A 21,518-nucleotide genomic window follows, 5' to 3' on the forward strand; every position below is an offset into this window, starting at 1 on the left:
AGAGTGGCTACGTGGGGTAACAATATGCTTACGAAAGCCAAAGAGGTAATGAATGCCATGGTAACAGGCGTTATTACGATTGTTAAGGAACTGCCGCAGAAAATCTGGAACAGCATAGTAGGGGCAGTTACCAAAGTGGCTACGTGGGGTACAGAAGTAAAGAACAAAGCCGTAGAGGGAATGAAAAATGTAATTACTGGAATAACAGACGTATTTAAGAATATTGGCAGTACGTTTGCTGGGTTCGGTAAAAACATGGTAGAGGGCATCTGGAACGGCATAAACGGAGCTACGCAGTGGATAAAGGACAAAATAAGCGGCTGGGTAGGCAATGTTACCGACTTCCTTAAGGATTTATTTGGAATTGCCAGCCCGTCTAAGCTGATGCGTGACGAAATCGGCGTATATCTGGCGCAGGGTATCGGCGTTGGCTTTTCTAATGAAATCGGCGGAGTTAAGAAAATGATTGAGGACAGCGTACCGCAGGAGTTTGACGTAGACGCAAAGGTAAATGTAGGCAATGAATTTAAGTATGATAACGACGACAAAAAGCCAAAGCCGAGAGGCGGCAGTGCAGCAGGCGGCGTAGTTGTCAATCAGTATATTTATGCGAATACCACGGACTATGCAAAACAGCAGAAAGAGGCAGCCCGACAGTTCAGAATGATAGCAAGGACGGTGTAACACATGGAAAATGAAAAACTGACTTACATAAATTCAAGGGGCGAGCGGTTAGAGCTGGGAGTAGACAGCGTATACCATTGCAATATAAGTAAAGACGTAGAGGGCATTTCCGGCGTTACGAGCGTCATTTACAGCACAAACAGTATGGGACAGCACGGCGACACCTACGTAGGGCAGCGTATCGAGGCGAGGGACATAGACGTAGTGGGACATATCAACACACGGGACAAGGCGCAGGCATTGGAACTGCGCCGCCGTATGCTTAAGATATTTAACCCAGAGCTTAGCGCTACGCTGGTGTATGAGTACGGCGGCTTTAAGCGTGTGATTGATTGCAGGGCGTATGGAGAGCCTAAGATACTAAAGAAAGAGGTACTTTATGAGTTTGATTTACAAATAGAGTGCCTTAACCCGTTCTGGCGGGAAGAGGAAGAAACAAAAGAGGATATAGCAAGCTGGGTGGCTGCGTGGCATTTCCCTTGCGCTATCGAAAAGGACGGCACAAAGAGCATGATATACGGATACCGAGCGGAAAGCGTAATAGTGGACTGCTACAACGAGGGCGACGTATCAACAGGAATGAGGATAAGGTTTACAGCACTGGGGACAGTTTCAAACCCGATACTGCTTAATGTGGATACCGAGGAATTTATACAGATTAACGCCACTATGAAAACGGGCGACGTGATAGAGATTAACACGAAGTACGGCAGCAAGGGCGCTAAGCTGATAAGGGACGGCGTAGAAACCGACTATTTCCGCTACATTGATGTAGACAGTACATTTATGCAGCTTGCCATAGGCGACAATATGTTTAGGTATGATGCAGCCAGCGGCGTAAATTCTCTGGAAGTATCCATATTCTACAGCAAGGAATTTTTAGGAGTGTGACGGTATGGAGCTTAGAGTATTCGACAAGACAGTACAGCCGCTGGGAGCTATAGACGAGCTGGCAAGCCTGCTATGGCATACAAAGTATTTTGACGTAGGAACTTTTAGCCTGCTTGCGCCGATTACGGACAATAACAGCCGTTTGCTGGTAGAGGGTAACTTAATAACCAAGCACGACGGAAAAAAGGAAGTAAAGACCGCTGACGGCGGCGTATGGCGCAGGGCAGCGCAGATAACCTACGTACACATTACCAAAGACGAGAACGGCTTAGAGCAGTTAGAGGCACAAGGCTATATGCTTAGCTGGTGGCTTAATAAGCGCTGCATTTATCCGCAGATTGTGGCGACAGGTACAAACCAGTATCTTATAAACCTTATGGTAAAGAACAACTGCGGCAGCGCAGCAGGAACAAAGCGGCGTTTTCCATTGCTTACATTTCTGGCGCAGGAAACCATAGACGGCGTGGCGGTTGAATATGCAAACGAGGTATACGCACAACTGGGGCAGGAAGTAAAGGCAAGGGCGCAGGCTGGAAAGCTGGGCTATGACATTCTGCTTAACGAAAGAGAGAGACTGTTTGGCTTTTATCTGTATAAGGGCAATGACCTTACAGCCACAAATACCGAGGGTAACACACCCTGCATATTTTCAAGAGATTTTGATAATGTCAACGAGCAGGAATATACAGCCAGTATAGAGAACTGCGGCAACTTTATTTATGTGCAGGGAGCAGCTGACGACGACGGCAGCCAGCCAGTAACCACAGTGGACGGCGAGGGCGCAACGGGGCTGGATTTAGTAGAGGTATTCTGCGACGCTACGGACATTGCCAGAAAGTACCAGCAGGGGGAAACAGAGGTAACAATACCGCTGAATACCTATATTGCAATGCTGAAAACGAGAGGCAGCGCAGAACTGGAAAACTACGGCAAGAACATAAATTTTGTAAGTACCATAAATACAAATTCAAACTTAAAATTTAAGGCTGATTTTGATTTAGGCGACCGTATTACTTGCAAAGAAACAAAGTGGGGCATACAGATAGATGCACGCATTACAGAAGTAGCAGAAACATACCAGAAAGGCGAGGAAACCATAGAGGCGACTTTTGGCGACAGCCTGCCGACACTGGTAGACCAGATTAGGAAAGTGAGGTAGCAGAAATGGCAAACAGCTTACCGTTTAATGCCGTGGCAGTAGACGGAGAGTACGACAGGGTATATAAAGCCGAGGATTGGGCGTGGTACTTTGCTACTTTCATTGCAAACGGCATTTTTCCAAAGCCAAGCGACGGGCTACAGGTGGTAGCTTACAGCGGCATGGAAATAAGAGTAAATGCAGGCTATGCCTTTATAAACGGCTACGCCTTTAGAAATCCTGCAACGCTTAGCGTAACACTGGATACGGCAGAGGGAGCGCTTAACAGGGTGGACAGGGTAGTAGTTCGCTGGGATTTGCCGCAAAGAGATATGTATATTGCGGTGCTGAAAGGCACACCGTCTGCAAAGCCGACAGCAACGGCAGTAACACGCACTACGGAAATATGGGAGCTTGCGCTTGCAGATATTTACGTAGGCAAGGGCGTAACAAGGATACAGACGCAGAACATCACAGACCAGCGGTTTAATAGCGCAGTCTGCGGCATTGTAACAGGAACGGTGGAAGAGATAGACGCAAGCGTGCTTACAAAGCAGTTTACGGACTTTTTCAACACCTACAGCGCAGCCGTGCTGGACGAGTTCAGCGCATATAAGCAGAGTATGGAAAAGTACCTTACAGAGATTGCGGGCGTATATGACAGCTACGTAAGCAAGACAGAGGGCTTATTTGCACAGTATGAGAGCCAGTTTAACGAAAGATACAGCAGTTTTGAAAGCACGCTTGACAACTGGGACAAGGAACTTTTAAGCGCCTATACAGAATTTATGGCAAAAATTAAGTTATTCCAGTCGGACGCTGAAAACGAATTTAACACATGGTTTGAGAGTATCAAGGACAAGCTGGGCGAGGACATAGCAGGCAGCCTGCAACTGCAAATTGAAGAGCTGGCAGCAGCCATGCAGGAAGTGAAAAAGCAGGCAGAGGCAGGCACGAAAGAAACAAAAGAGGCAATAGCAGCGCTGGACGAGCGACTTAAGAGAGTAGAAAGCGGCTGGGGCATTGACTATAAGCATGATGCTGTACTGGGATTGTGTTACATGGGTGCGGCATACATGAGCCAGCATTACGAAAGAACAGTAGAAACGGCAGTGTTAGGGGCTACCTACGTGGGTAATTCCTATCTTGCAAATACATTTTAGAAAGGCGGCAGACCATGAAAGGATTTCCTAAAGTATTAAAGACAAAAGAGGACTATTACAACTGCCTTGCTATGGTAGCAAGCGGAGAACTGGCGGCAGCGGATTTGCTGGCAAAAATCGAGAGCGCAGAGAACCAGCGTTATATTGAGTGCGGCGTAGCAGCTGTAGAGGAAGAGAAAAAGGCGGTTACGGTATATTACTGCGACGAGGCAGCGGTAGGTATGAAATTCGTAGCGGGCGACGTATCCGGCACGGTGCAGGGAGTAACACATATCCAGACCGACGAGGCAGCGGCAGCAGGAGAGGCAGGAAACGACAGAACAGCCCTTACACTTTCCAAAGCGGTAAAAGCGGGCTGCAAGGTAATTGCGCTGGAACGCACAAACACCGTGGCAGGAATGATAACAGACGACATTGCAGCACTGAAAGGAGTATTAAAGCAGTATGAGTAGATTATTAGTGGACGACGTTACAAAGACCGACGCAAGGGCGCTTTTGAACGTAAATAAAATGGCTACAATCAGCGATATTGTAGCACCGAGCAATGAGTACATTTACGCCAGCGGAGCAAATGAACTGACCGTAGTAGAGGGTTGCGTAATTGCCGTGGGTGGTGATGGAATTTTCAAGACAGCAAACACCATTCTTACGGCTGCTAATCTGGACGCAGGCAGCGCTTTTGCGGTAGGTAAAGACTATTACGTATATATCTGTGACAGCAGAATTGACAGCGCAGACGAGAAATACGTAATTTCCCTTAACTCTACATACCCGACAGGCTGGAACGCTACAAACAGCCGTAAAATCGGCGGCTTTCATTATGGACGCTGCCGCAAGGTGGACAGCAATTTACAGCCGCTTAATGGCAGCAGTGTTATTTTTGGCACAGGCTGGGAAAGTGCAGTAAGCAACGGCATTGTACCACGTTCTGTATGGACACTGGGACACCGCCCGAAATGCAGCCCAGAGGGTATGGTATATTTAGGCGGTGGCACATGGGTAGATATTTACCTTAATTCTGACGACGGAGCAAAGGGCTTGAAATCAGAGTACGGCTGCGCACCTATGACGGGTACAGAAAGCATGAACTGGTATAACTTTGTAGAACGTCTGGCAAAGAGCGGTAAACGCCTGCCGAACTATGCAGAATTTTGCGCTTATGCTTTTGGCAGCCCTGCCGGATTGGATAACGCAAATACAAACGCATGGAGCGCCACCAGCAACACAGGTAGGGGCGTAACAGGCAGTGTGGTAAATGCCGTTTCTTCCGTGGGCGTTGTAGATGCCGTGGGGCGTGTCTGGGAGTGGCTGGACGAGCTTATTACAAGAGCGGAACACGCCACAAATGCAGACTACCACGCAAGCGTAGCGTGGGGCTGGGACAAGAAAAGCCCATTGAACACAGGCGAGAAGTCTTACGACGTTGGTAACATTTACCAGTATTACGCATATTCTCTGGCGGCGCTGATAGCGGGCGGCAGCTGGCTCAATGGGGCGAATTGCGGCGCTCGTGCCGTGGCTTGCCACAATTACCCGTGGAATGTCGATACGTACATTGGCGCTCGTGGGGCGTGTGACTCTCTGTAGACGGCGGGCGAAAGCCCAGCCGGATAAACGGGGGTAAGGCATGGACATACAGACAAAAACAGATATTATACACCAGAAAATATACGATTTTCTGCTATATATTTACCCTCTGCTGACGAAGTACCCAAAGTATGAGAAATTCAGTTTACAGACGGCGACCAGAAACGCAATTCTTGAAATGCTGCAAGAGGTTATAAAGTGGGATAAGACGGCAACAAAAAGCCATTTATACACGGTGGATACGGCATTGCAGGAAAGTAAAGAATTGCTGCGGCTGGCGCATGATTTGAAATATAGCGCCATGAACGCACGGCACTACGGCGAGAGCTGCCGCAAGCTGAAAGAAATAGGCGTTATGCTGGGCGAACTGATAGAAGAGGTAAAGACCAGAAAATAGCAGGATATGGGGCAGCTGCTTACTTACAGCCTCTGGCGGCGCTGATAGCGGGCGGCAACTGGAACAATGGGGCGAATTGCGGCGCTCGTGCCGTGAATTGCAACAATTACCCGTGGAATGTCAATACGAACATTGGCGCTCGTGGGGCGTGTGACTTAGTGAGAACATTACAGGCACAGAGTTCTACGGAATACTGGCAAGGACTTAGAAAGGGATAAGACCGAGTGTTTAATATCCTATAGTCAGAGCGGCTGTCCCGCCGTGAGGCAAAGAGAAAAAATACGGCTGCTGGTTAGTAGCTACGGCGAAAGGCAGGAGCTTAATACTTGAAGAGAGTAGGATACATTACCGATAAGGACGGGCGGCGCATTACGCTTTTAGAGGCTATGGGCGACTATGGAAACGTACAGAAAGCCTATAACAAAGCCAGAAAGTGTAAACGCCACAGAAAAGACGTACTGATTTTTACGAAAGACAAAGAGGAAAACTTAGACAAGGTGCGGGAAGATATTCTAAACCTTGCCTATGAGCCGAGCGAATACCATTACTTTAAGGTGTACGAACCGAAAGAGCGGCAGATAATGGCGCTGCCGTTCTATGACAGGGTGGTACAGCACGCCATAAACAACGTGTTAGAGCCTATATTTGATAAGAGGTTTATATCGCAGTCTTACGCCTGCCGGAAAGGTAAAGGTATGCACGCTGCGTCTGATACGCTAAAAGAGTGGCTGTATGAGTGGAACAAATACCACCCAGACCAGCCGCTTTATGCTATCAAGGCAGATATACACCACTATTTCCAGAGCATAGACCATGCGGTATTAAAAACTGAAATACGTAAGGTTATAAAAGACGCTGGGGTACTGGCATTGCTGGACAGGATAATAGACCACAACGGCAATATGCCGGACGGCGTAGGGATACCAGTAGGAAACCTTACCAGTCAGTTATTTGCAAATATCTATCTGGACGCATTAGACCAGTTTATTAAGCATGAGCTGGGCGTAGAGGCGTACATACGATATATGGACGACTTTGTAATATTAAGCCCAGACAAGGAACAGCTGCGCAGCTGGCTTGCACGGATAGAGTAATTCTTACGGGAAGAGCTTAAGTTAGAGTTTAACCCGAAAACTACCATACTGGCAGCAAAGAACGGTATAGACTTTGTAGGCTACAAACACAGGGCAACGCACAGGAAAGTACGAAAGGACAGCATAAAGCGCATAAAGCGTACTATCAAGAAGTGCGAGAGCGGGAAAATCACAAAAGAGCAGTTACAAAAGAGTATACAGAGCTGGACGGGACACGCAGGACATGCCGACAGCTATAACCTACGAAAGAAAATAGAAACGCTGGCAGAGGCAGCCATAGAAAAGGCTGCTTAAGCGGCAAAATGCAGGAGCGAGTACATGAGTAGCAATTTATTAAGGGTAGTACAAGAACAACAGGAAACCATAGAAAAGCAAAGCAGGCTTATTGCTGATTTAATAGCCACTCTGGAAAGCTGGGAGCAGACAGCAGGCTACGACGGCGCAGAGCTGAAAGAGCGGGCAAAAGATTTGCAATTAAGAGAAAGGCAGGATTTATGAACATGACTATTACAGAATTTATTGAGGCGGCGGCACATAACAAAATTATCCAGCTGGTAGTATTGGCGATTGTGTGCGACACGGTTTTTGGCGTGCTGCGTGCGATCAAAGAGAAGAAATTTAACAGCTGCGCAGGCATTGACGGGGCTATCAGAAAAGTAGGTATGCTTATTTCTCTGGTATTCATGCTGGCAATCGACGTACTGATTAAGATTAACTTAATCGGATTTATACCGGAGCAGGCACGTACATATTTAGGGCTTGATACCGTGGGCGTGGCTGAATTTTTCGCATTGCTTTACATTGCCTATGAGGTAGTGAGCATTTTTAAAAATATGGCATTATGCGGGCTGCCCGTAAAAAAGGTATGGGAAAAGGTGCGGGAGTTTCTGGCGAAGTATACGGACGAACTGCCGGACACAGACGAACTGGACGGGGACAGCACCACAGGCAACGTAGAGGAACACAGGACACAGGAAAGATAAGAATAATAAGGACATAGCAGCAAAGAGCGCTTGCGGGACACCGCAGGCGCTTATTTTGTATGCGGAAAGGCAGGAAATATGAACATTAACAGAAAGATAAGTAAGTACAATTTCAATAAGGGCAGCGTTTCCAGAATTAAGTATATTGTTATCCATTATGTAGGCGCACTGGGCGGCGCAGAGGACAACTGCCGATATTATGGCGGCGGCAATAGAAATGCGTCGGCGCATTACTTTGTAGGATTTAACGGCGAGGTATGGCAGTGCGTAGAGGACGCTAATATAGCGTGGCATTGCGGAGCGTCGAGCTATAAGCACGCAGAGTGCCGAAACGCTAATAGTATCGGTATTGAAATGTGCGTAAGGAAGAAAAACACAAAGAGCATGGGCGCAACAGATAAAGACTGGTATTTTGAGGACGCAACAGTAGAGGCAGCAGCAGAGCTTACCCGTTACCTTATGAATAAATACGGCGTGCCTGCATCTCATGTAATCAGACATTACGACGTAACGGGCAAGATTTGCCCTAACCCGTATGTATATAACACCAGCGCCCACACATGGGACGAGTTTAAGCGTAAAATCAGCGGACAGGCAGAAACACCGCAGGGCGGCAATGAAAAAACAATCTGGAATTTTCTTACAGGAAAGGGCTTAAATGCTTATGCCGTGGCTGGTATTATGGGTAATCTGCATGCTGAAAGCGGGCTTATGCCGAACAACTTACAGAACACCTATAACAATAAGCTGGGTAAGACGGACGCAGAATATACAGCAGCGGTGGATAATGGCAGCTATGGCAATTTTGTAAAGGACAGTGCAGGCTATGGGCTGGCGCAGTGGACGTATTGGAGCAGAAAGCAGGCGTTGCTTAATCATGCAAAAAAGGCGGGCGTATCCATTGCAGACCTTAATATGCAGCTGGGCTTTTTATGGGAAGAATTGCAGGGATACACAGCAGTAATGGACGCACTGAAAAAGGCGGGCAGCGTGCGTGCTGCATCTGATGCCGTTCTTACTGGATATGAAAAGCCAGCAGACCAGAGCGAAACAGTAAAGAAAAAGCGTGCAGAGTACGGCGAGGGATACTATAAAAAGTATGCAGCAGGAAACGGTACAAAGTATTACAGAGTGCGCAAGAGCTGGACGGACGCAGCAAGCCAGCTGGGGGCGTTTACGTCGCTGGAAAATGCAAAGAGCGCTTGCAAGGCGGGTTATACTGTATATGATGATAACGGCAAGGCGGTATATACCGCAGCGGGGCAGCAGGCAAGCGCAGGCGTTCCGTTTAGCGTACAGGTGGATATTTTAGACCTTAATATCAGAACGGGAGCAGGCACGAACTATGCAAAGACAGGAGAAACCACAGGAAAGGGAGTATTTACCATTGTGGAAGTGAAAGCCGGACAGGGCGCAAGCGCAGGCTGGGGACGCTTGAAGAGTGGCGCAGGCTGGATTAGCTTAGATTATGCCACAAGATTAGCTTAAGTTTTCGAGGGTGGGCGGTTTGCTGTCTGCCCTCTATTTTTTTGCAATTTTCTTAGAAAGCTATACAAAAGTGTTGACAATATACCGAAAAAGGTATATAATAAAATCATGGAAAGGAGATAAGAACAAATAAGAGGCAAAGCCACTGGAAAGGAGAAACGGCACAATGGGTAAGAAAAAGAAACAAAAGAAAAAGCCTATCAACTGGCAAGAATTGGCAATCAGTGCAGTGATAGACTTAATCATAGGAACAATACTTATCATAATTGGTAAGTACATAGGTTAGGGCGAAAGCCCTAACCAACAGGCGGGCGATAAGCCCGCCGCCTATAAGAAATATAACACAAACCCAAAGCCGAGTAAAGAGTATGCTTTTAAAATTAGGAGTATTTTTAGTAGCAGTAGGACTGGTAAAGCTGCTGGTTGCTTTCATTTTGAGGGCAAGAGAAAAGAGAGGTAAGGCATGAATTTAGGCGAAAACATTAAAACAGCGAGAAAAGCGGCAGGCGTGACGCAAAAGGAACTTGCAGAGCGCCTGCAAGTATACCAGAAAGATATAAGCCGCTGGGAAAACAACGAGCTTACGCCAAACGCAATAACACTGGCGAAAATTTGCAGAGAGCTTAACGCCTCTGCTGATGAAATTTTAGAATTGAAGTAGAAACGAAAGCGAGGGCTTACTATGACAAAGAAAAAGGTAATTTTATTGGCAGCGGCTGCATTATTTGCAGTAAGCGGCTTAACGGCGCTGCCGTCTGGAAATATAACAGGCGGGGTGGGCTGCATTGTGGTTGCGGCAGTATGCGCCTATTTTGGACTAAAAAAGAAAAGAGCAGGAAAAGAGAACGGAAACAGAACGCCAGCGCCTGCCGCTGTATCTGGTGGCAGAATTTTAGATACAATCAGAACGAAAGTAGTAGGCGTGACGTTTAATAATGAGGACGGAGAAAACAGGCAGGATATTTTAAGCAGAATGTCCGGCAGTGAAGATATTACAGTAGAAAAGTATACATACAACGGAGAGCCTGCCGCATACGTAAAGTGGGGCGATAAGGTAATAGGCAATCTATCGGCAGAGCTGGCGGGGGACTTAGCGAGAAAGTACCCGAAAGCCCGCTACACCGCAGAAATACTGGAAATTTCTGGGGGGGGGGTACAGACGTTCGGGTGCAATATAGAGCTTGACGTAATCGAGGACACAACGCCCAGCGTAAGCCAGCATACGGGAGAAACTACAGTATATGTAGACCGTAGCAACAAAAAATACCATAGTAAGCCTAACTGTTCGGGAATGAAAAACCCAAAGAGCATACCGCTAAGCCAAGCAAAGAAGAAATACACCGCTTGTAAAAAGTGTTGTAAATAGGTAAAGGCATAAGCCGCAGACTTGTAAAAGAGTTTGCGGCTTTTCGTCGTATATGGGGAAAGAACAGGAACGAAAGAGAGGTAGCAGAAATGGCGAATAAGAAAGGCAGCCGACAGCTGACATGGACAGACCGTATAAGTATTGAGGCATTGAAAAAAGCAGGGCATAGCGTGATAGAGATAGCAGAACAGCTGGGCGTACACCGCAGCACTATATACAATGAGCTTAAGCGAGGGGAATATATGCACAGAAATAGCGACTATACAGAAACATTAAGTTATAGCCCAAACAAGGCACAAATGAAAGCAGAGGAAAATTTAAAGGCAAGGGGTACACAGCTTAAAATAGGAAACGATATTGCATACGCAAATTATATAGAGGATAAAATAGTAAATGAAGATTACAGCCCAGCTGCGGTACTGGGAGAATTGAAAGCACAGGGGAAAGAGGGGGACTTTTCCGTAACAGTATGCGTAACGACCTTATACAGCTACATTGATAAGGGTATTTTCCTTAAGTTGTCTAATAAGAATTTGCCAGTAAAGAAGAATAAGAAGAGAAATTATAAGAAAGTACAGAGGCAACAGAAAAGGGCGGCAGCAGGAGAGAGTATAGACAAACGCCCGAAAGAGATAGATACACGGGAAGAGTTCGGCAACTGGGAAATGGACAGCGTTTTAGGTAAGCGGGGAAAGTCAAAAAATACGTTGCTGGTACTGACAGAGCGGAAAACCAGAAACGAGATTATATTTAAACTGCCAGACCATACAGACGAGGCAGTAGTAGCGGCACTGGATAGATTAGAAAGAAAATGGGGCGCTGATATGTTTAAGCGGGTATTTAAGACAATCACAGTAGACAACGGCAGCGAGTTTGCAGATGCAGAGGGCTTACAGCGTTCTATTATCAACGAGGGAGAAAAGCGGACAAAGGTATATTACTGCCACCCGTACAGCAGTTGGGAGCGTGGCACAAATGAGGTAACAAATAAGATGATACGCCGGAAGATACCGAAAGGCACAAATTTTGACGACAGGACAGAGGAAGAGGTAGAGAGTATAGAGAACTGGATAAACGGATACCCACGCAAAATACATGGCTATCATTCAGCAGGGGAACTATTCGAGGAAGAGGTAAAGCAGCTTGCATAAGAACGGAAATAGGGAGCGTGAGAGGCTGGCAGCAGTGGCAGCCTTACTATTGCGCTGCCTAAAAGTGAAAATATACAATAAAACAGGCTACGTATTGTGCAAAACGGCAAAACGATAAAAATATGAAAAAATGTCGAATTTAATGTTGACATTTTTAAATCAAAGAAATAAATGAAAACATATTGACAAAATTCTATATGAAGAGTAAGATGCAATTAAAGAGCCGGTGTAAGAAATGAATTGCACCGGTTAAAAAATGGAAAATACATAGAAACATTTCTATATTTCTATGGGAAGGAGAGCAAATGAAAGCAGTAAAGACCGGATGGGATTTTTTTCAGGATCAGATCCTTGGAATGTGCTGGCTAAAGGATCTGGTTGGAAAACTTCTTGTCAAAGCCGGATTGGGAGAGGGGAGATTTCCGGGTGAATTTCTCCATTTTTTCCTGTATGATATCATCAAAATTTTTGTGTTGCTTGCAGTGCTGATCTTTTTGATATCGTATATTCAAAGCTATTTTCCACCGGAGAGAAGCAGGAAGATCATGGGAAGATTTCATGGAATCTGGGCGAATCTGATCGGGGCACTTCTTGGGACTGTGACACCGTTCTGCTCCTGCTCATCAATTCCGATTTTTATGGGATTTACCAGTGCGGGACTGCCGCTTGGAGTTACCTTTTCGTTTCTGATTTCATCTCCGATGGTAGATCTGGGATCACTGGTTTTGCTGATGAGTGTCTTTGGAGGGAAGATCGCATTTGCGTATGTAATCGTTGGGCTGGTCATAGCGGTTGCCGGGGGAACGATCATTGAGAGAATGCATATGGAAGATCAGGTGGCAGATTTTATCCGCCAGGCACCGAAGGTAGAGGTAGATTCACCGTCACTTACATTGACAGACCGTATGGATTATGCCAAAAATCAGGTTGTGGTTACCGTTAAAAAGGTAGCCCCGTATATCGTTGCCGGGGTTATTATTGGGGCAGCTATCCACAATCTGATCCCAGAGCATATCGTTCGCAGCATTCTTGGAAAGCAGACCTGGTATGCAGTGCCACTGGCAACAGCAGTAGGTGTTCCGATGTATGCAGATATTTTCGGAACCATCCCGGTTGCAGAAAGCCTGCTGGCAAAAGGTGCAGGACTTGGAACGATTCTTTCGTTTATGATGGCAGTGACAACTCTTTCACTTCCATCTATGGTAATGCTGTCAAAAGCGATCAAGAAAAAACTGCTCGGAACATTCATTGGGATTGTCTGTATCGGAATAATCATTGTGGGGTATGGGGGAAATGTGATAATATAGGGGAGCAGCAACGCCGCGGAGCAATCCGTAATATTATCAAAGTAGTGGGGAAAATCCAAATATCATTCGTGCTTGCACGAAAAGGAAAAAGATTTACATTACCCGAGGTGACAGAAAAATGCAGATAGATTATGAAAAATATGCCCGTATATTCAAAGTGATGTCGGATCCGAAACGTCTGAAGATCATCGACATGTTATCCGAAGGAGAATTATGCGCCTGCAAGATCCTGGAGGAATTTCACATCACACAGCCAACTTTATCACATGATATGAAGCTGATGTGTGATCTGGGAATTGTAAAGGCACGCAAAGAAGGAAAATGGATGCAGTATTCTCTGGATCTGGATGTGATGAATGAGGTTTACAAGACGGTTGGGCGGCTGATGATCCCGGGAGATTATGCAGGGCTTTTAAATTGCAATTGTAATACAGAAAAGGAAGAAAAATAAGTTGCAGCGGCAGCAGAGCAAATCAGGGTGCAGTTGCAGTATAGAAAAAGGAGAAATGAATCATGAGTAAGATTAAATTGTATTTTCTGACGGGATTTCTGGGATCTGGCAAGACGACGATCCTCCGGAATCTGCTGGAAAATATGGAAGGAACAAAGGTTGGAGTGATCCAGAATGAACTGGGAAAGATCAGTATTGATGGAACCGTGCTTCAGAATAATGATATCCAGATGGTAGAACTGAACCGGGGATCGATTTTCTGCAGCTGTCTGAGATTATCCTTTGTGGATGCGCTGGTTCAGATGTCCAGAAAAGGTCTGGAATACGTGTTTGTAGAGAGCTCAGGGTTTGGAGATCCGTCCAATGCGGAAGAAATTCTTGCGGCGACGGAAGTGATGGCTCCGAATGCATATGATTTCAAAGGATGTATCTGTCTGGTGGACTGCTATAATTTTCTGGATCAGGTCGAAGATTCAGAGACGATCGACCGGCAGCTTAAGCACTGCAATCTTGCAGTTCTGACGAAAATTGATCTGGTAGATGAGAACCGGATTGAGAAGGTGAAAGAGAAAGTGCGTGAGATCAATCCGGTCTGTCCGATCACGGAGAGTGCGAATGGAAATATTGACCGTTCGTTTTATGATATGGATCTGATGCTGTATAAATGGGCAGAATGTGAGGATACTACGAATTCATCGAAAAATAAACCGAAGACATTTTCCATGGATTTCACAGGAGAGATCCAGAAGGAAAAGCTGGAAGCTTTCCTTGCGAAGATTGAACCGGATGTTTTCCGGGTAAAGGGATTCTTTAAAGTGGAAAAAGAAGGATGGGAAAAGGTTGACGTAGTTGGAAAAAAACGGGATTATGCACCTTATAAAGCCCAGCAGAAGTCTCAACTTGTATTTATTTCCAAAATCGGAATCGCACTGATCCGCGAAATCGCAGCGGCGTGGGAAGAATGTGTGGGACTTCCTATGAAACTGAATAATTAAATCGGGAGGCTGGATATGAATATAAAAGTAATTGGAAGCGGCTGCGAGAACTGTGATAAGACGAATGCAGTTGTGAAAGAATGTCTGGAGGAGCTTGGAATCGATACGGAGATTGAAAGAGTGACAGATCTGGTTGAGATTGTAAAACTGGGTGTGATGACGGCTCCTTCGGTGATGATAGATGGAAAACTGGTGGTTGCAGGGCAGGTCCCTTCAAAGAAACAGATGATGAAAATACTGAAAAAATAGAAAAATGGGATGGATGCGGAGACTGGAAAGCGCATCCATCCTGTTTTTTCGTATACGATGAGCAAAGTGCAGCCTGTTCGATTATTACGACACAGCCGGAGCCAGGAACTCCTTGATGTAATAAAGTGCTGCGCCGATCGCCGGAGTATACTGTCCGTGATTCCCTACCAGAAGCTGGTCTTCGGTCATCCGGAAAAGAGAACCTTCATTGACTTTATTTAGCAGATACAGCATATCTGTTTCCTGAAAATATGGTGCAAGATAGCCGCTGATGATCACCGGACTGTCAATTACAAGATTCAGGTTGCGGATCGCAAAAGCAAGATGATCCAGATAGTTCCGCCAGATCTGCATAAGGTTCGGAGCCTGTGTCTGATGCAGGAGATAAAAAAAATCTTTGATCGGCATACCGGCAGCAGCTTTCAGAGCATTAGCGGAGCAATAAGTTTCCAGACATCCATGATTGCCACAGTAGCATTTTGGACCGTCCGGGTCGATGCAGATATGCTCGATCAGCCCGCTTCGCATATGATTTCCCTGATGGACTTCATGCCCGGTGATGATCGCACCGCCCAGGTTTGGATTCAGCAGAAAGACCAGTGCACTGTCAAGCTGCGGATGATTCCAGAGCTCCAGATCCGCCGCTGCTTTGGAGTCATGTTCCAGATGGCACGGATACGGAAGTCTGGAGGAAAAATCCGAAAGCTGCATATTTGCATTTCCCATAATATCGCCGTAGGTTACGGCAGTTCCATCCGGTGAGATGATTCCCTGTGTGGCAATCGAAATTCCCTCAATTTTTTCAAGAGCGTAATGATTCTTCTGGATAAAGAGCTCTACATTTGCAGCAAGGGCAGTGTAGTAAGCATCGCTGTTCTCATATGGGAGTTCAATTGTCTCTGTTGCAACTGCATCTCCATATAAATTCACGGCTACAATATGAAACATATCTTTTAAAATCCCAAGTCCGATCGAAATACGGAAATCTTCAACAATTTTTATAATCTGAGCCTTTCGTCCGCCGGTTGATTCAAAATATCCATTCCGGCTGATCAGACCGTCATTTTCCAGTTCATTTAAATTCTGGCTGACGGTAGAAAGTCCCATTTGCAGATCCTGGACAATCTGAAGTTTGGATGTTTCTTTCTGATTGTAGATGTATTGATAGACCTTATCACGATTTATTTTTTTTAAAGTGATTGTGGTCATTCCTTTTTCACGCATACTATTCTCCTTTACTTACTTATATGTGAATCATACACATAAGATCTGGGTTTATTTTAGTATAGATGCCGAAGTAAAACAAGTCAACAGACGGATTTTGTTAAAAGTGCATAAAAAAAGAATGTGAAATTGTATTTTTTATCAATAGACAATTGGATATGCTGGATATATACTACACTTACAACTTAGATATAAGCGTAAGTCAAAAACACAACTAAAAAGAAAAAGTAAAACGGGAGGTAACAAAATGAAGTTAACAATCGAAGGAATCAAAGACCGTGCGGCATGGAAGAAGGCAGGAATTGCACTTCCGGGATATGATGTGGAGAAGGTATCTGAAAAAGCAAAAGAAGAACCGGGATGGGTTCATTTTGGAATCGGTAATATTTTCCGTATTTTTATCGGTGGAATTGCAGACGGACTTCTGGAAGAAGGTGTACTGGACAGAGGAATCACCTGTGTAGAGACATTTGACTATGACGTAGTAGATAAAATTTATGATCCATATGACAATCTTGGACTGAGCGTAATTTTACATGGAGACGGAACACGTGAATATAAAGTACTCGGATCTCTTGCAGAAGCAGTAAAAGCACAGTCTTCTGATCAGGCACAGTGGAACCGTCTGAAAGAGATCTTTACAAGCAAATCCCTTCAGATGGTATCCTTTACAATTACCGAAAAAGGATATGCTCTGCAGAAAGCAGACGGAACCTGGTTCCCATTTGTAGAAGCGGACATCAAGAACGGCCCGGACAAAGCAACAGGAGCAATGGCAGTACTGGTAGCAATGCTTTATGAAAGATTTAAAGCAGGAAAATATCCGATCGCACTGGTATCTATGGATAACTGTTCCAAGAATGGTGCAAAACTCCGTGAATCTGTTCTTACAATGGCAGAAGAGTGGAAGAGGCAGGGATTTGTAGATGATGATTTCATTACATATGTAAGTGATGAAAAAGTCGTTGCCTTCCCATGGACCATGATCGACAAGATCACCCCACGTCCGAGCGAACAGATTGCAGATGATCTTGAAGCTCTCGGTGTGGAAAAAATGCAGCCGGTTATCACCGGAAAGAAGACTTATATTGCTCCATTTGTAAATGCAGAAAAACCGCAATATCTGGTCATTGAAGACAGTTTTCCGAACGGACGCCCGGCACTGGAAAAAGGATTTGGAGTTTATATGGCGGACAGAAATACAGTAAATCTTTCGGAACGAATGAAAGTAACGGTATGCTTAAATCCGGTTCATTCAGCCACAGGTCCGCTTGGTGTCGTACTTGGATATGATCTGTTCGCACATATGCTTAATACCAATGAAGATATGATGAAGATGGCAAGAATGGTTGCTTATGACGAAGGACTTCCGGTAGTGGCAGATCCTGGAATCCTTTCTCCACAGGCATTTGTGGATGAACTTTTTAATGACCGTTTCCCAAATGAATATCTGGGAGATACAAATCTCCGTCTTGCAGTTGATGTGTCACAGATGGTTGGTATCCGTTTTGGCGAGACGGTAAAAGCCTATGTGGCAAAATACGGAGATGCATCAAAACTGACAGCAATTCCGCTTGGTATTGCGGGCTGGCTCAGATATATGCTGGCAGTTGATGATGAAGGAAACAAATTCGAACTGGCACCGGATCCGATGAATGAAGAAATCGGAGAACAGCTTGGTGACATCGTAGTTGGAAAGCCGGAGACATTGAAAGACCAGCTGAAACCGATCCTGTCCAATGAACGTCTGTTCTTTACCGATCTTTACAAAGATGGCGTTGGTGAAAAGATTGAAGAAATGTTCCGTGAAATGATCGCAGGACCAGGTGCTGTAAAAGCAACGATCCACAAATATGTTCACTAATCAGGAAGAATACGGGAGGAAATGAAAATGTCAGAAACAGTATTTGCAGCAGATCCGGCAAGACTGCTGATCGCGGCGGCAGCGGGAATTGTTTTATTATTACTGCTGATCATTAAATTCAAATTTCATCCGGTACTGTCTCTGCTGATTTCTGCTCTGGTGATCGGACTCGGAGCCGGGATGCCGGTTCCGACTCTGGTAAATACGGTAGAAAAAGGTGCAGGAGAAACCTTACAGGGAATTGTACTGTTGATCGGTCTGGGTTCCCTGTTCGGAGGTATACTGGAAGTATCGGGTGGCGCACAGTGCGTTGCGCAGACACTGGTGAACCGGTTTGGCGAGAAAAAAGCAGGGATTGCACTTGGAATTACCGGACTTGTAGTTGGAACGACGGTTTTCTTTGAGGCAGGAGTTGTGATCCTGATTCCACTTGCATTTGGTCTGGCAAAGAAAACAAAAAAATCAACACTTTATTATGTAATTCCGCTTCTGGCAGGTCTTGCAACTGGTTTCGCGTTTATTCCGCCGTCAGCAGGATCCGTCCTGGTTGCCAATATGCTTGGAGTAGATCTTGGAGTTATGATTGCAGTCGGTGTACCGACCGGAATTTTATCGCTTATCTTTGCCGGGATTTTATGGTCAAAATTCATCGGAACAAAAATCCATACCGGACTTCCGACTACAGTTTCAGAAGTAAGGGAAGAGGAAGAAGCGAACCTTCCTAAATTTTCAACTGTCATTGCGATCATTCTTGTTCCGTTGGTACTTATTTTGTGTAGTACACTTTCGGAATATATTCCGGCACTTGACGGAGTACGACCGGTACTGGAATTTGTGGGAACGCCATTTGTAGCACTGATTATTGCAGTTCTGTGTGCGATGTATTTTCTTGGAAAAAAACAGGGGTATGACGGAGAACAGCTGAAAAAGATCATGGACAGATCTCTCCGGCCGACAGGACAGATCCTTCTGGTTATTACCGGAGGCGGAATTATCCGCTGGGTGCTTCAGGACTGTGGGATGGGAGACATCATCGGACCGGCACTGGAAAAGAGCGGTCTTCCGTTAATCTTAGTTGCATTTTTGATCGCAGCTCTGGTAAGAGCATCGGTTGGAGCGGCAGTGGTTGCGATGACGATGGCAGCCGGAATTATGGCATCCATGCCGGCGGTTGCAGGACTTTCGCCATTATACCTTGCAGCGATGGTCTGTGCGATTACCGGTGGCGCAACGGCATTCAGTCATGTGAATGATTCTGGTTTCTGGCTGGTAAGCTCCTTACTGGAAATTGATGAAAAGACAACCTTAAAATCATGGACGATGATGGAGACGATTATCGGATTTACCGGTCTTATCTGTGCCCTGATTATCAGCATATTTGCTTAGGAGGAAAAAATGATTGCGAAAGTAATATTGGGAACCATGACAAATGCACGGAAACTGGTCAGCATTGCAGAGCGGATTTCCTGTGACGTAGAGCTTTGCAGTGGCAGATATGTGGTCAATGCGAAATCCATGCTCGGTGTTTTGAGTATGCCTGAATTTGAATACGGAGAACTGCATATCCACACGGACGAAGAAAATGAATGCAACCAGGTCCTGGAGAGACTGCTTGAAGCAGGACTTCTTGCGGATACCAATGATGCGGCAAAACGGTCGCTTTACGACATTACAACATTTGGTGAGATCCTGATCGATTTCACCTGGCAGGGAGTAAATGAAGACGGGCAGACACTATTTGCCCAGAATCCGGGTGGCGCTCCTGCAAATGTTGCAGTTGCAGTGGCAAAACTTGGCGGACATACCGCTTTTATCGGGAAGGCCGGAAAGGATATGCATGGAGAGTTTTTGAAATCTGTGCTGGAAAAAGAAAATGTGGAAACGGAAGGAATGCTTCTGGATGAAAAATATTTTACGACCCTTGCGTTTGTAAATATTGATGAGAATGGAGAGAGAACATTTTCTTTTGCAAGAAAACCAGGAGCAGATACCAGAATGGAAAAAGAAGAAATCGATGTTGATATTCTGGATAAGACCCATATTTTCCATGTCGGTTCTCTGTCACTTACGGAACAGCCGGCAAGAGATACCACACATTATGCGATCCGGCGCGCAAAAGAAAAAGGAAGTATTATCTCGTATGATCCGAATTACAGAGCCTCTTTATGGAAGGATGAGGAGACTGCAAAGAAACAGATGAGAAGTCTGGTCTCTTACGTGGATATCATGAAAATTTCAGATGAAGAAACAAAGCTTCTGACAGATAAAGAAAGTCCGGAAGAAGCGGCAGAAATTTTATTCCGGAAGGGTGTCAAGATCGTTGCAGTCACGCTGGGAAGCGATGGAGCATATCTGTACTGCAAAGAAGGCGGTGTACATATTCCGGGATTTGTGAGCAAAGCGGTGGACACCAATGGTGCAGGAGATTCCTTCTGGGGTGGATTTTTATATTGTATCAGCAAAGCCGGAAAGAGACCGGAAGCATTTACCATGGATGAACTGAAAGAGTATGTACGGTTTGGCAATGCGGTGGCAAGTCTCTGTGTAGAGAAAAAAGGTGCGATTCCTGCGATGCCGGAACTTGCACAGGTTGAAGAAAGGATGGGACGTTAAGATGGATCTGAAAACATATACAACAGGGATTCAGCATATCGGGATTCCGACAAATGATATTGAAAAAACAATTGCTTTTTATCAGAAACTGGGATTTGAGATCGCACTTCAGACGGTGAATGAAGAAGCAGACGAAAAGGTTGCATTTCTGAAACTGGAAACACTTGTGATCGAGACTTATGAAAATAAGGCTGCAAAGATGGAGAGCGGAGCAATTGATCATGTGGCGATCAATGTGAAAGATATAGAAGAAGTGTATCGGTATATTGAAGACAATCAGATGAATACAACAAATGACATCATTCATTTCTTACCGTTCTGGGAAAATGGGGTACGGTTCTTTACGATTGAGGGACCGAATAAGGAGAAAGTAGAATTTAGTCAGTATATGTAAAAATTCTGGCGTTTCTAAGTGGGGAAAGGAACGCCAGAGTTTTTGCATATATGATCGGGCAGATAAAAAAACGGATGCTAAGATTCAAAAAGAAACAAACTAAAAGTTGCAAAATGAAACAAAAGGAGGCCCAAGGGGAATCCATTCCTTGAGAAAGCGATTCTGACCGGAATCAGTTCTGCTCCTCCTTCTGGTAGGCTCCCGGCGGCATACCGACAATCCTTTTAAACACCGTAATAAAGTAATTATAATCATCAAAACCACAAGCATATGCAACCTCCGCAAGAGGAAGCTCAGGGCTGTTTAGCAGAAGCTCTTTGGCTTTCTCTATGCGGAGTTTTCTTATGAAAAATATGAGAAGATATTTGAACGGTATAAAAAGGTATATCAGGCGGTCAGACCTCTTGTGTAAAGAAGTTATATAAAAATAAGCATTTCACGGAACAATTGACAGAACAGGAAATAAAAGTTATAATTCA

24 protein-coding genes are annotated in these 21,518 nt (G+C 45.3%); 22 read left to right on the top strand and 2 right to left on the bottom strand.

Annotated features, from left to right (window positions below):
- From ACYQ5K_RS11525 to ACYQ5K_RS11610, 18 genes are all read left to right on the top strand, one after another.
- On the top strand, positions 1-684 hold a 684-nt coding region (locus tag ACYQ5K_RS11525), incomplete at its 5' end, for a phage tail protein (RefSeq protein WP_459777624.1).
- A 3-nt stretch (positions 685-687) separates the two neighbouring features.
- Positions 688-1,575 (top strand): phage tail family protein, encoded by an 888-nt coding sequence (locus tag ACYQ5K_RS11530; RefSeq protein ID WP_459777625.1) that lies wholly within the window; start codon positions 688-690, stop codon positions 1,573-1,575.
- 4 nt (positions 1,576-1,579) lie between these two features.
- Complete coding sequence (locus ACYQ5K_RS11535) at positions 1,580-2,734, top strand: siphovirus ReqiPepy6 Gp37-like family protein (protein ID WP_118684081.1); 1,155 nt, start codon at positions 1,580-1,582, stop codon at positions 2,732-2,734.
- Positions 2,735-2,739: 5 nt separating this feature from the next.
- On the top strand, positions 2,740-3,876 hold the full coding sequence (locus tag ACYQ5K_RS11540) for a hypothetical protein (RefSeq protein ID WP_002591281.1): 1,137 nt from the start codon (positions 2,740-2,742) through the stop codon (positions 3,874-3,876).
- A 14-nt stretch (positions 3,877-3,890) separates the two neighbouring features.
- The gene (locus tag ACYQ5K_RS11545) at positions 3,891-4,328 is read left to right on the top strand and encodes a hypothetical protein (RefSeq protein WP_459777626.1); all 438 of its coding nucleotides are present in this window, start codon (positions 3,891-3,893) and stop codon (positions 4,326-4,328) included.
- A complete protein-coding gene (locus ACYQ5K_RS11550) occupies positions 4,321-5,463 on the top strand; it encodes a phage major tropism determinant (protein ID WP_459777627.1) in 1,143 nt (380 codons plus the stop codon). Before ACYQ5K_RS11545 ends, ACYQ5K_RS11550 begins: the two co-directional genes overlap by 8 nt.
- A 40-nt stretch (positions 5,464-5,503) precedes the next feature.
- Positions 5,504-5,860, top strand: a complete 357-nt coding sequence (avd, locus tag ACYQ5K_RS11555) for a diversity-generating retroelement protein Avd (protein ID WP_002591284.1) — start codon at positions 5,504-5,506, stop codon at positions 5,858-5,860.
- A gap of 326 nt (positions 5,861-6,186) precedes the next feature.
- Positions 6,187-6,954, top strand: a complete 768-nt coding sequence (locus tag ACYQ5K_RS11560; protein WP_459777628.1) for a reverse transcriptase domain-containing protein — start codon at positions 6,187-6,189, stop codon at positions 6,952-6,954.
- Positions 6,955-7,272: 318 nt separating this feature from the next.
- On the top strand, positions 7,273-7,452 hold the full coding sequence (locus ACYQ5K_RS11565) for a hypothetical protein (RefSeq protein ID WP_117553022.1): 180 nt from the start codon (positions 7,273-7,275) through the stop codon (positions 7,450-7,452).
- A gap of 2 nt (positions 7,453-7,454) precedes the next feature.
- Positions 7,455-7,937: a phage holin family protein gene (locus tag ACYQ5K_RS11570; protein ID WP_002591287.1), complete on the top strand. Its 483-nt coding sequence runs from the start codon at positions 7,455-7,457 to the stop codon at positions 7,935-7,937.
- Between the two features lie 78 nt (positions 7,938-8,015).
- Positions 8,016-9,425, top strand: coding sequence for a phage tail tip lysozyme (locus ACYQ5K_RS11575; protein WP_459777629.1), 1,410 nt, complete (start codon positions 8,016-8,018; stop codon positions 9,423-9,425).
- A 463-nt stretch (positions 9,426-9,888) separates the two neighbouring features.
- Positions 9,889-10,086, top strand: a complete 198-nt coding sequence (locus ACYQ5K_RS11580; protein WP_055148480.1) for a helix-turn-helix domain-containing protein — start codon at positions 9,889-9,891, stop codon at positions 10,084-10,086.
- Between the two features lie 21 nt (positions 10,087-10,107).
- Positions 10,108-10,791, top strand: a complete 684-nt coding sequence (locus ACYQ5K_RS11585; RefSeq protein WP_243116251.1) for a hypothetical protein — start codon at positions 10,108-10,110, stop codon at positions 10,789-10,791.
- 89 nt (positions 10,792-10,880) lie between these two features.
- Positions 10,881-11,942, top strand: a complete 1,062-nt coding sequence (locus ACYQ5K_RS11590) for an IS30 family transposase (RefSeq protein ID WP_002591292.1) — start codon at positions 10,881-10,883, stop codon at positions 11,940-11,942.
- A gap of 305 nt (positions 11,943-12,247) precedes the next feature.
- Entirely contained in the window at positions 12,248-13,249 is a 1,002-nt protein-coding gene (locus tag ACYQ5K_RS11595; RefSeq protein ID WP_459777630.1) for a permease, read from the top strand.
- Between the two features lie 118 nt (positions 13,250-13,367).
- Positions 13,368-13,700, top strand: a complete 333-nt coding sequence (locus ACYQ5K_RS11600; RefSeq protein ID WP_195412985.1) for an ArsR/SmtB family transcription factor — start codon at positions 13,368-13,370, stop codon at positions 13,698-13,700.
- A 62-nt stretch (positions 13,701-13,762) separates the two neighbouring features.
- Positions 13,763-14,695 (top strand): CobW family GTP-binding protein, encoded by a 933-nt coding sequence (locus ACYQ5K_RS11605; protein WP_178024651.1) that lies wholly within the window; start codon positions 13,763-13,765, stop codon positions 14,693-14,695.
- Between the two features lie 15 nt (positions 14,696-14,710).
- A complete protein-coding gene (locus ACYQ5K_RS11610; protein WP_173688056.1) occupies positions 14,711-14,944 on the top strand; it encodes a thioredoxin family protein in 234 nt (77 codons plus the stop codon).
- 84 nt (positions 14,945-15,028) lie between these two features.
- On the opposite strand, the gene ACYQ5K_RS11615 is transcribed toward ACYQ5K_RS11610, so the two are convergent.
- Positions 15,029-16,168, bottom strand: coding sequence for an ROK family protein (locus ACYQ5K_RS11615; protein WP_173688057.1), 1,140 nt, complete (start codon positions 16,166-16,168; stop codon positions 15,029-15,031).
- Positions 16,169-16,415: 247 nt separating this feature from the next.
- Here ACYQ5K_RS11615 and ACYQ5K_RS11620 point away from each other — a divergent pair, with 247 nt between their 5' ends.
- The 4 genes from ACYQ5K_RS11620 to ACYQ5K_RS11635 all read left to right on the top strand — a co-directional run bounded on the left by ACYQ5K_RS11620 (position 16,416) and on the right by ACYQ5K_RS11635 (position 21,039).
- The gene (locus ACYQ5K_RS11620) at positions 16,416-18,032 is read left to right on the top strand and encodes a mannitol dehydrogenase family protein (protein WP_459777631.1); all 1,617 of its coding nucleotides are present in this window, start codon (positions 16,416-16,418) and stop codon (positions 18,030-18,032) included.
- 27 nt (positions 18,033-18,059) lie between these two features.
- Entirely contained in the window at positions 18,060-19,418 is a 1,359-nt protein-coding gene (locus ACYQ5K_RS11625; protein WP_178024653.1) for a GntP family permease, read from the top strand.
- A gap of 222 nt (positions 19,419-19,640) precedes the next feature.
- Entirely contained in the window at positions 19,641-20,645 is a 1,005-nt protein-coding gene (locus ACYQ5K_RS11630; RefSeq protein ID WP_243259234.1) for a carbohydrate kinase family protein, read from the top strand.
- A gap of 1 nt (position 20,646) precedes the next feature.
- The gene (locus ACYQ5K_RS11635; RefSeq protein ID WP_173688061.1) at positions 20,647-21,039 is read left to right on the top strand and encodes a VOC family protein; all 393 of its coding nucleotides are present in this window, start codon (positions 20,647-20,649) and stop codon (positions 21,037-21,039) included.
- 172 nt (positions 21,040-21,211) lie between these two features.
- On the opposite strand, the gene ACYQ5K_RS11640 is transcribed toward ACYQ5K_RS11635, so the two are convergent.
- A complete protein-coding gene (locus ACYQ5K_RS11640; protein ID WP_173688102.1) occupies positions 21,212-21,460 on the bottom strand; it encodes a helix-turn-helix domain-containing protein in 249 nt (82 codons plus the stop codon).
- Positions 21,461-21,518: the final 58 nt, after the last annotated feature.

The sequence above is a fragment of the Allocoprococcus similis genome, from assembly GCF_054660775.1.

What these genes read in the sequence shown, in the direction of transcription:
- ACYQ5K_RS11530 (WP_459777625.1), top strand. Translation starts at nt 688, where the DNA reads ATGGAAAATGAAAAACTGACTTACATAAATTCAAGGGGCGAGCGGTTA.
- ACYQ5K_RS11535 (WP_118684081.1), top strand. Translation starts at nt 1,580, where the DNA reads ATGGAGCTTAGAGTATTCGACAAGACAGTACAGCCGCTGGGAGCTATA.
- ACYQ5K_RS11540 (WP_002591281.1), top strand. Translation starts at nt 2,740, where the DNA reads ATGGCAAACAGCTTACCGTTTAATGCCGTGGCAGTAGACGGAGAGTAC.
- ACYQ5K_RS11545 (WP_459777626.1), top strand. Translation starts at nt 3,891, where the DNA reads ATGAAAGGATTTCCTAAAGTATTAAAGACAAAAGAGGACTATTACAAC.
- ACYQ5K_RS11550 (WP_459777627.1), top strand. Translation starts at nt 4,321, where the DNA reads ATGAGTAGATTATTAGTGGACGACGTTACAAAGACCGACGCAAGGGCG.
- avd (WP_002591284.1), top strand. Translation starts at nt 5,504, where the DNA reads ATGGACATACAGACAAAAACAGATATTATACACCAGAAAATATACGAT.
- ACYQ5K_RS11565 (WP_117553022.1), top strand. Translation starts at nt 7,273, where the DNA reads ATGAGTAGCAATTTATTAAGGGTAGTACAAGAACAACAGGAAACCATA.
- ACYQ5K_RS11570 (WP_002591287.1), top strand. Translation starts at nt 7,455, where the DNA reads ATGACTATTACAGAATTTATTGAGGCGGCGGCACATAACAAAATTATC.
- ACYQ5K_RS11575 (WP_459777629.1), top strand. Translation starts at nt 8,016, where the DNA reads ATGAACATTAACAGAAAGATAAGTAAGTACAATTTCAATAAGGGCAGC.
- ACYQ5K_RS11580 (WP_055148480.1), top strand. Translation starts at nt 9,889, where the DNA reads ATGAATTTAGGCGAAAACATTAAAACAGCGAGAAAAGCGGCAGGCGTG.
- ACYQ5K_RS11585 (WP_243116251.1), top strand. Translation starts at nt 10,108, where the DNA reads ATGACAAAGAAAAAGGTAATTTTATTGGCAGCGGCTGCATTATTTGCA.
- ACYQ5K_RS11590 (WP_002591292.1), top strand. Translation starts at nt 10,881, where the DNA reads ATGGCGAATAAGAAAGGCAGCCGACAGCTGACATGGACAGACCGTATA.
- ACYQ5K_RS11595 (WP_459777630.1), top strand. Translation starts at nt 12,248, where the DNA reads ATGAAAGCAGTAAAGACCGGATGGGATTTTTTTCAGGATCAGATCCTT.
- ACYQ5K_RS11600 (WP_195412985.1), top strand. Translation starts at nt 13,368, where the DNA reads ATGCAGATAGATTATGAAAAATATGCCCGTATATTCAAAGTGATGTCG.
- ACYQ5K_RS11605 (WP_178024651.1), top strand. Translation starts at nt 13,763, where the DNA reads ATGAGTAAGATTAAATTGTATTTTCTGACGGGATTTCTGGGATCTGGC.
- ACYQ5K_RS11610 (WP_173688056.1), top strand. Translation starts at nt 14,711, where the DNA reads ATGAATATAAAAGTAATTGGAAGCGGCTGCGAGAACTGTGATAAGACG.
- ACYQ5K_RS11615 (WP_173688057.1), bottom strand. Translation starts at nt 16,168, where the DNA reads ATGCGTGAAAAAGGAATGACCACAATCACTTTAAAAAAAATAAATCGT.
- ACYQ5K_RS11620 (WP_459777631.1), top strand. Translation starts at nt 16,416, where the DNA reads ATGAAGTTAACAATCGAAGGAATCAAAGACCGTGCGGCATGGAAGAAG.
- ACYQ5K_RS11625 (WP_178024653.1), top strand. Translation starts at nt 18,060, where the DNA reads ATGTCAGAAACAGTATTTGCAGCAGATCCGGCAAGACTGCTGATCGCG.
- ACYQ5K_RS11635 (WP_173688061.1), top strand. Translation starts at nt 20,647, where the DNA reads ATGGATCTGAAAACATATACAACAGGGATTCAGCATATCGGGATTCCG.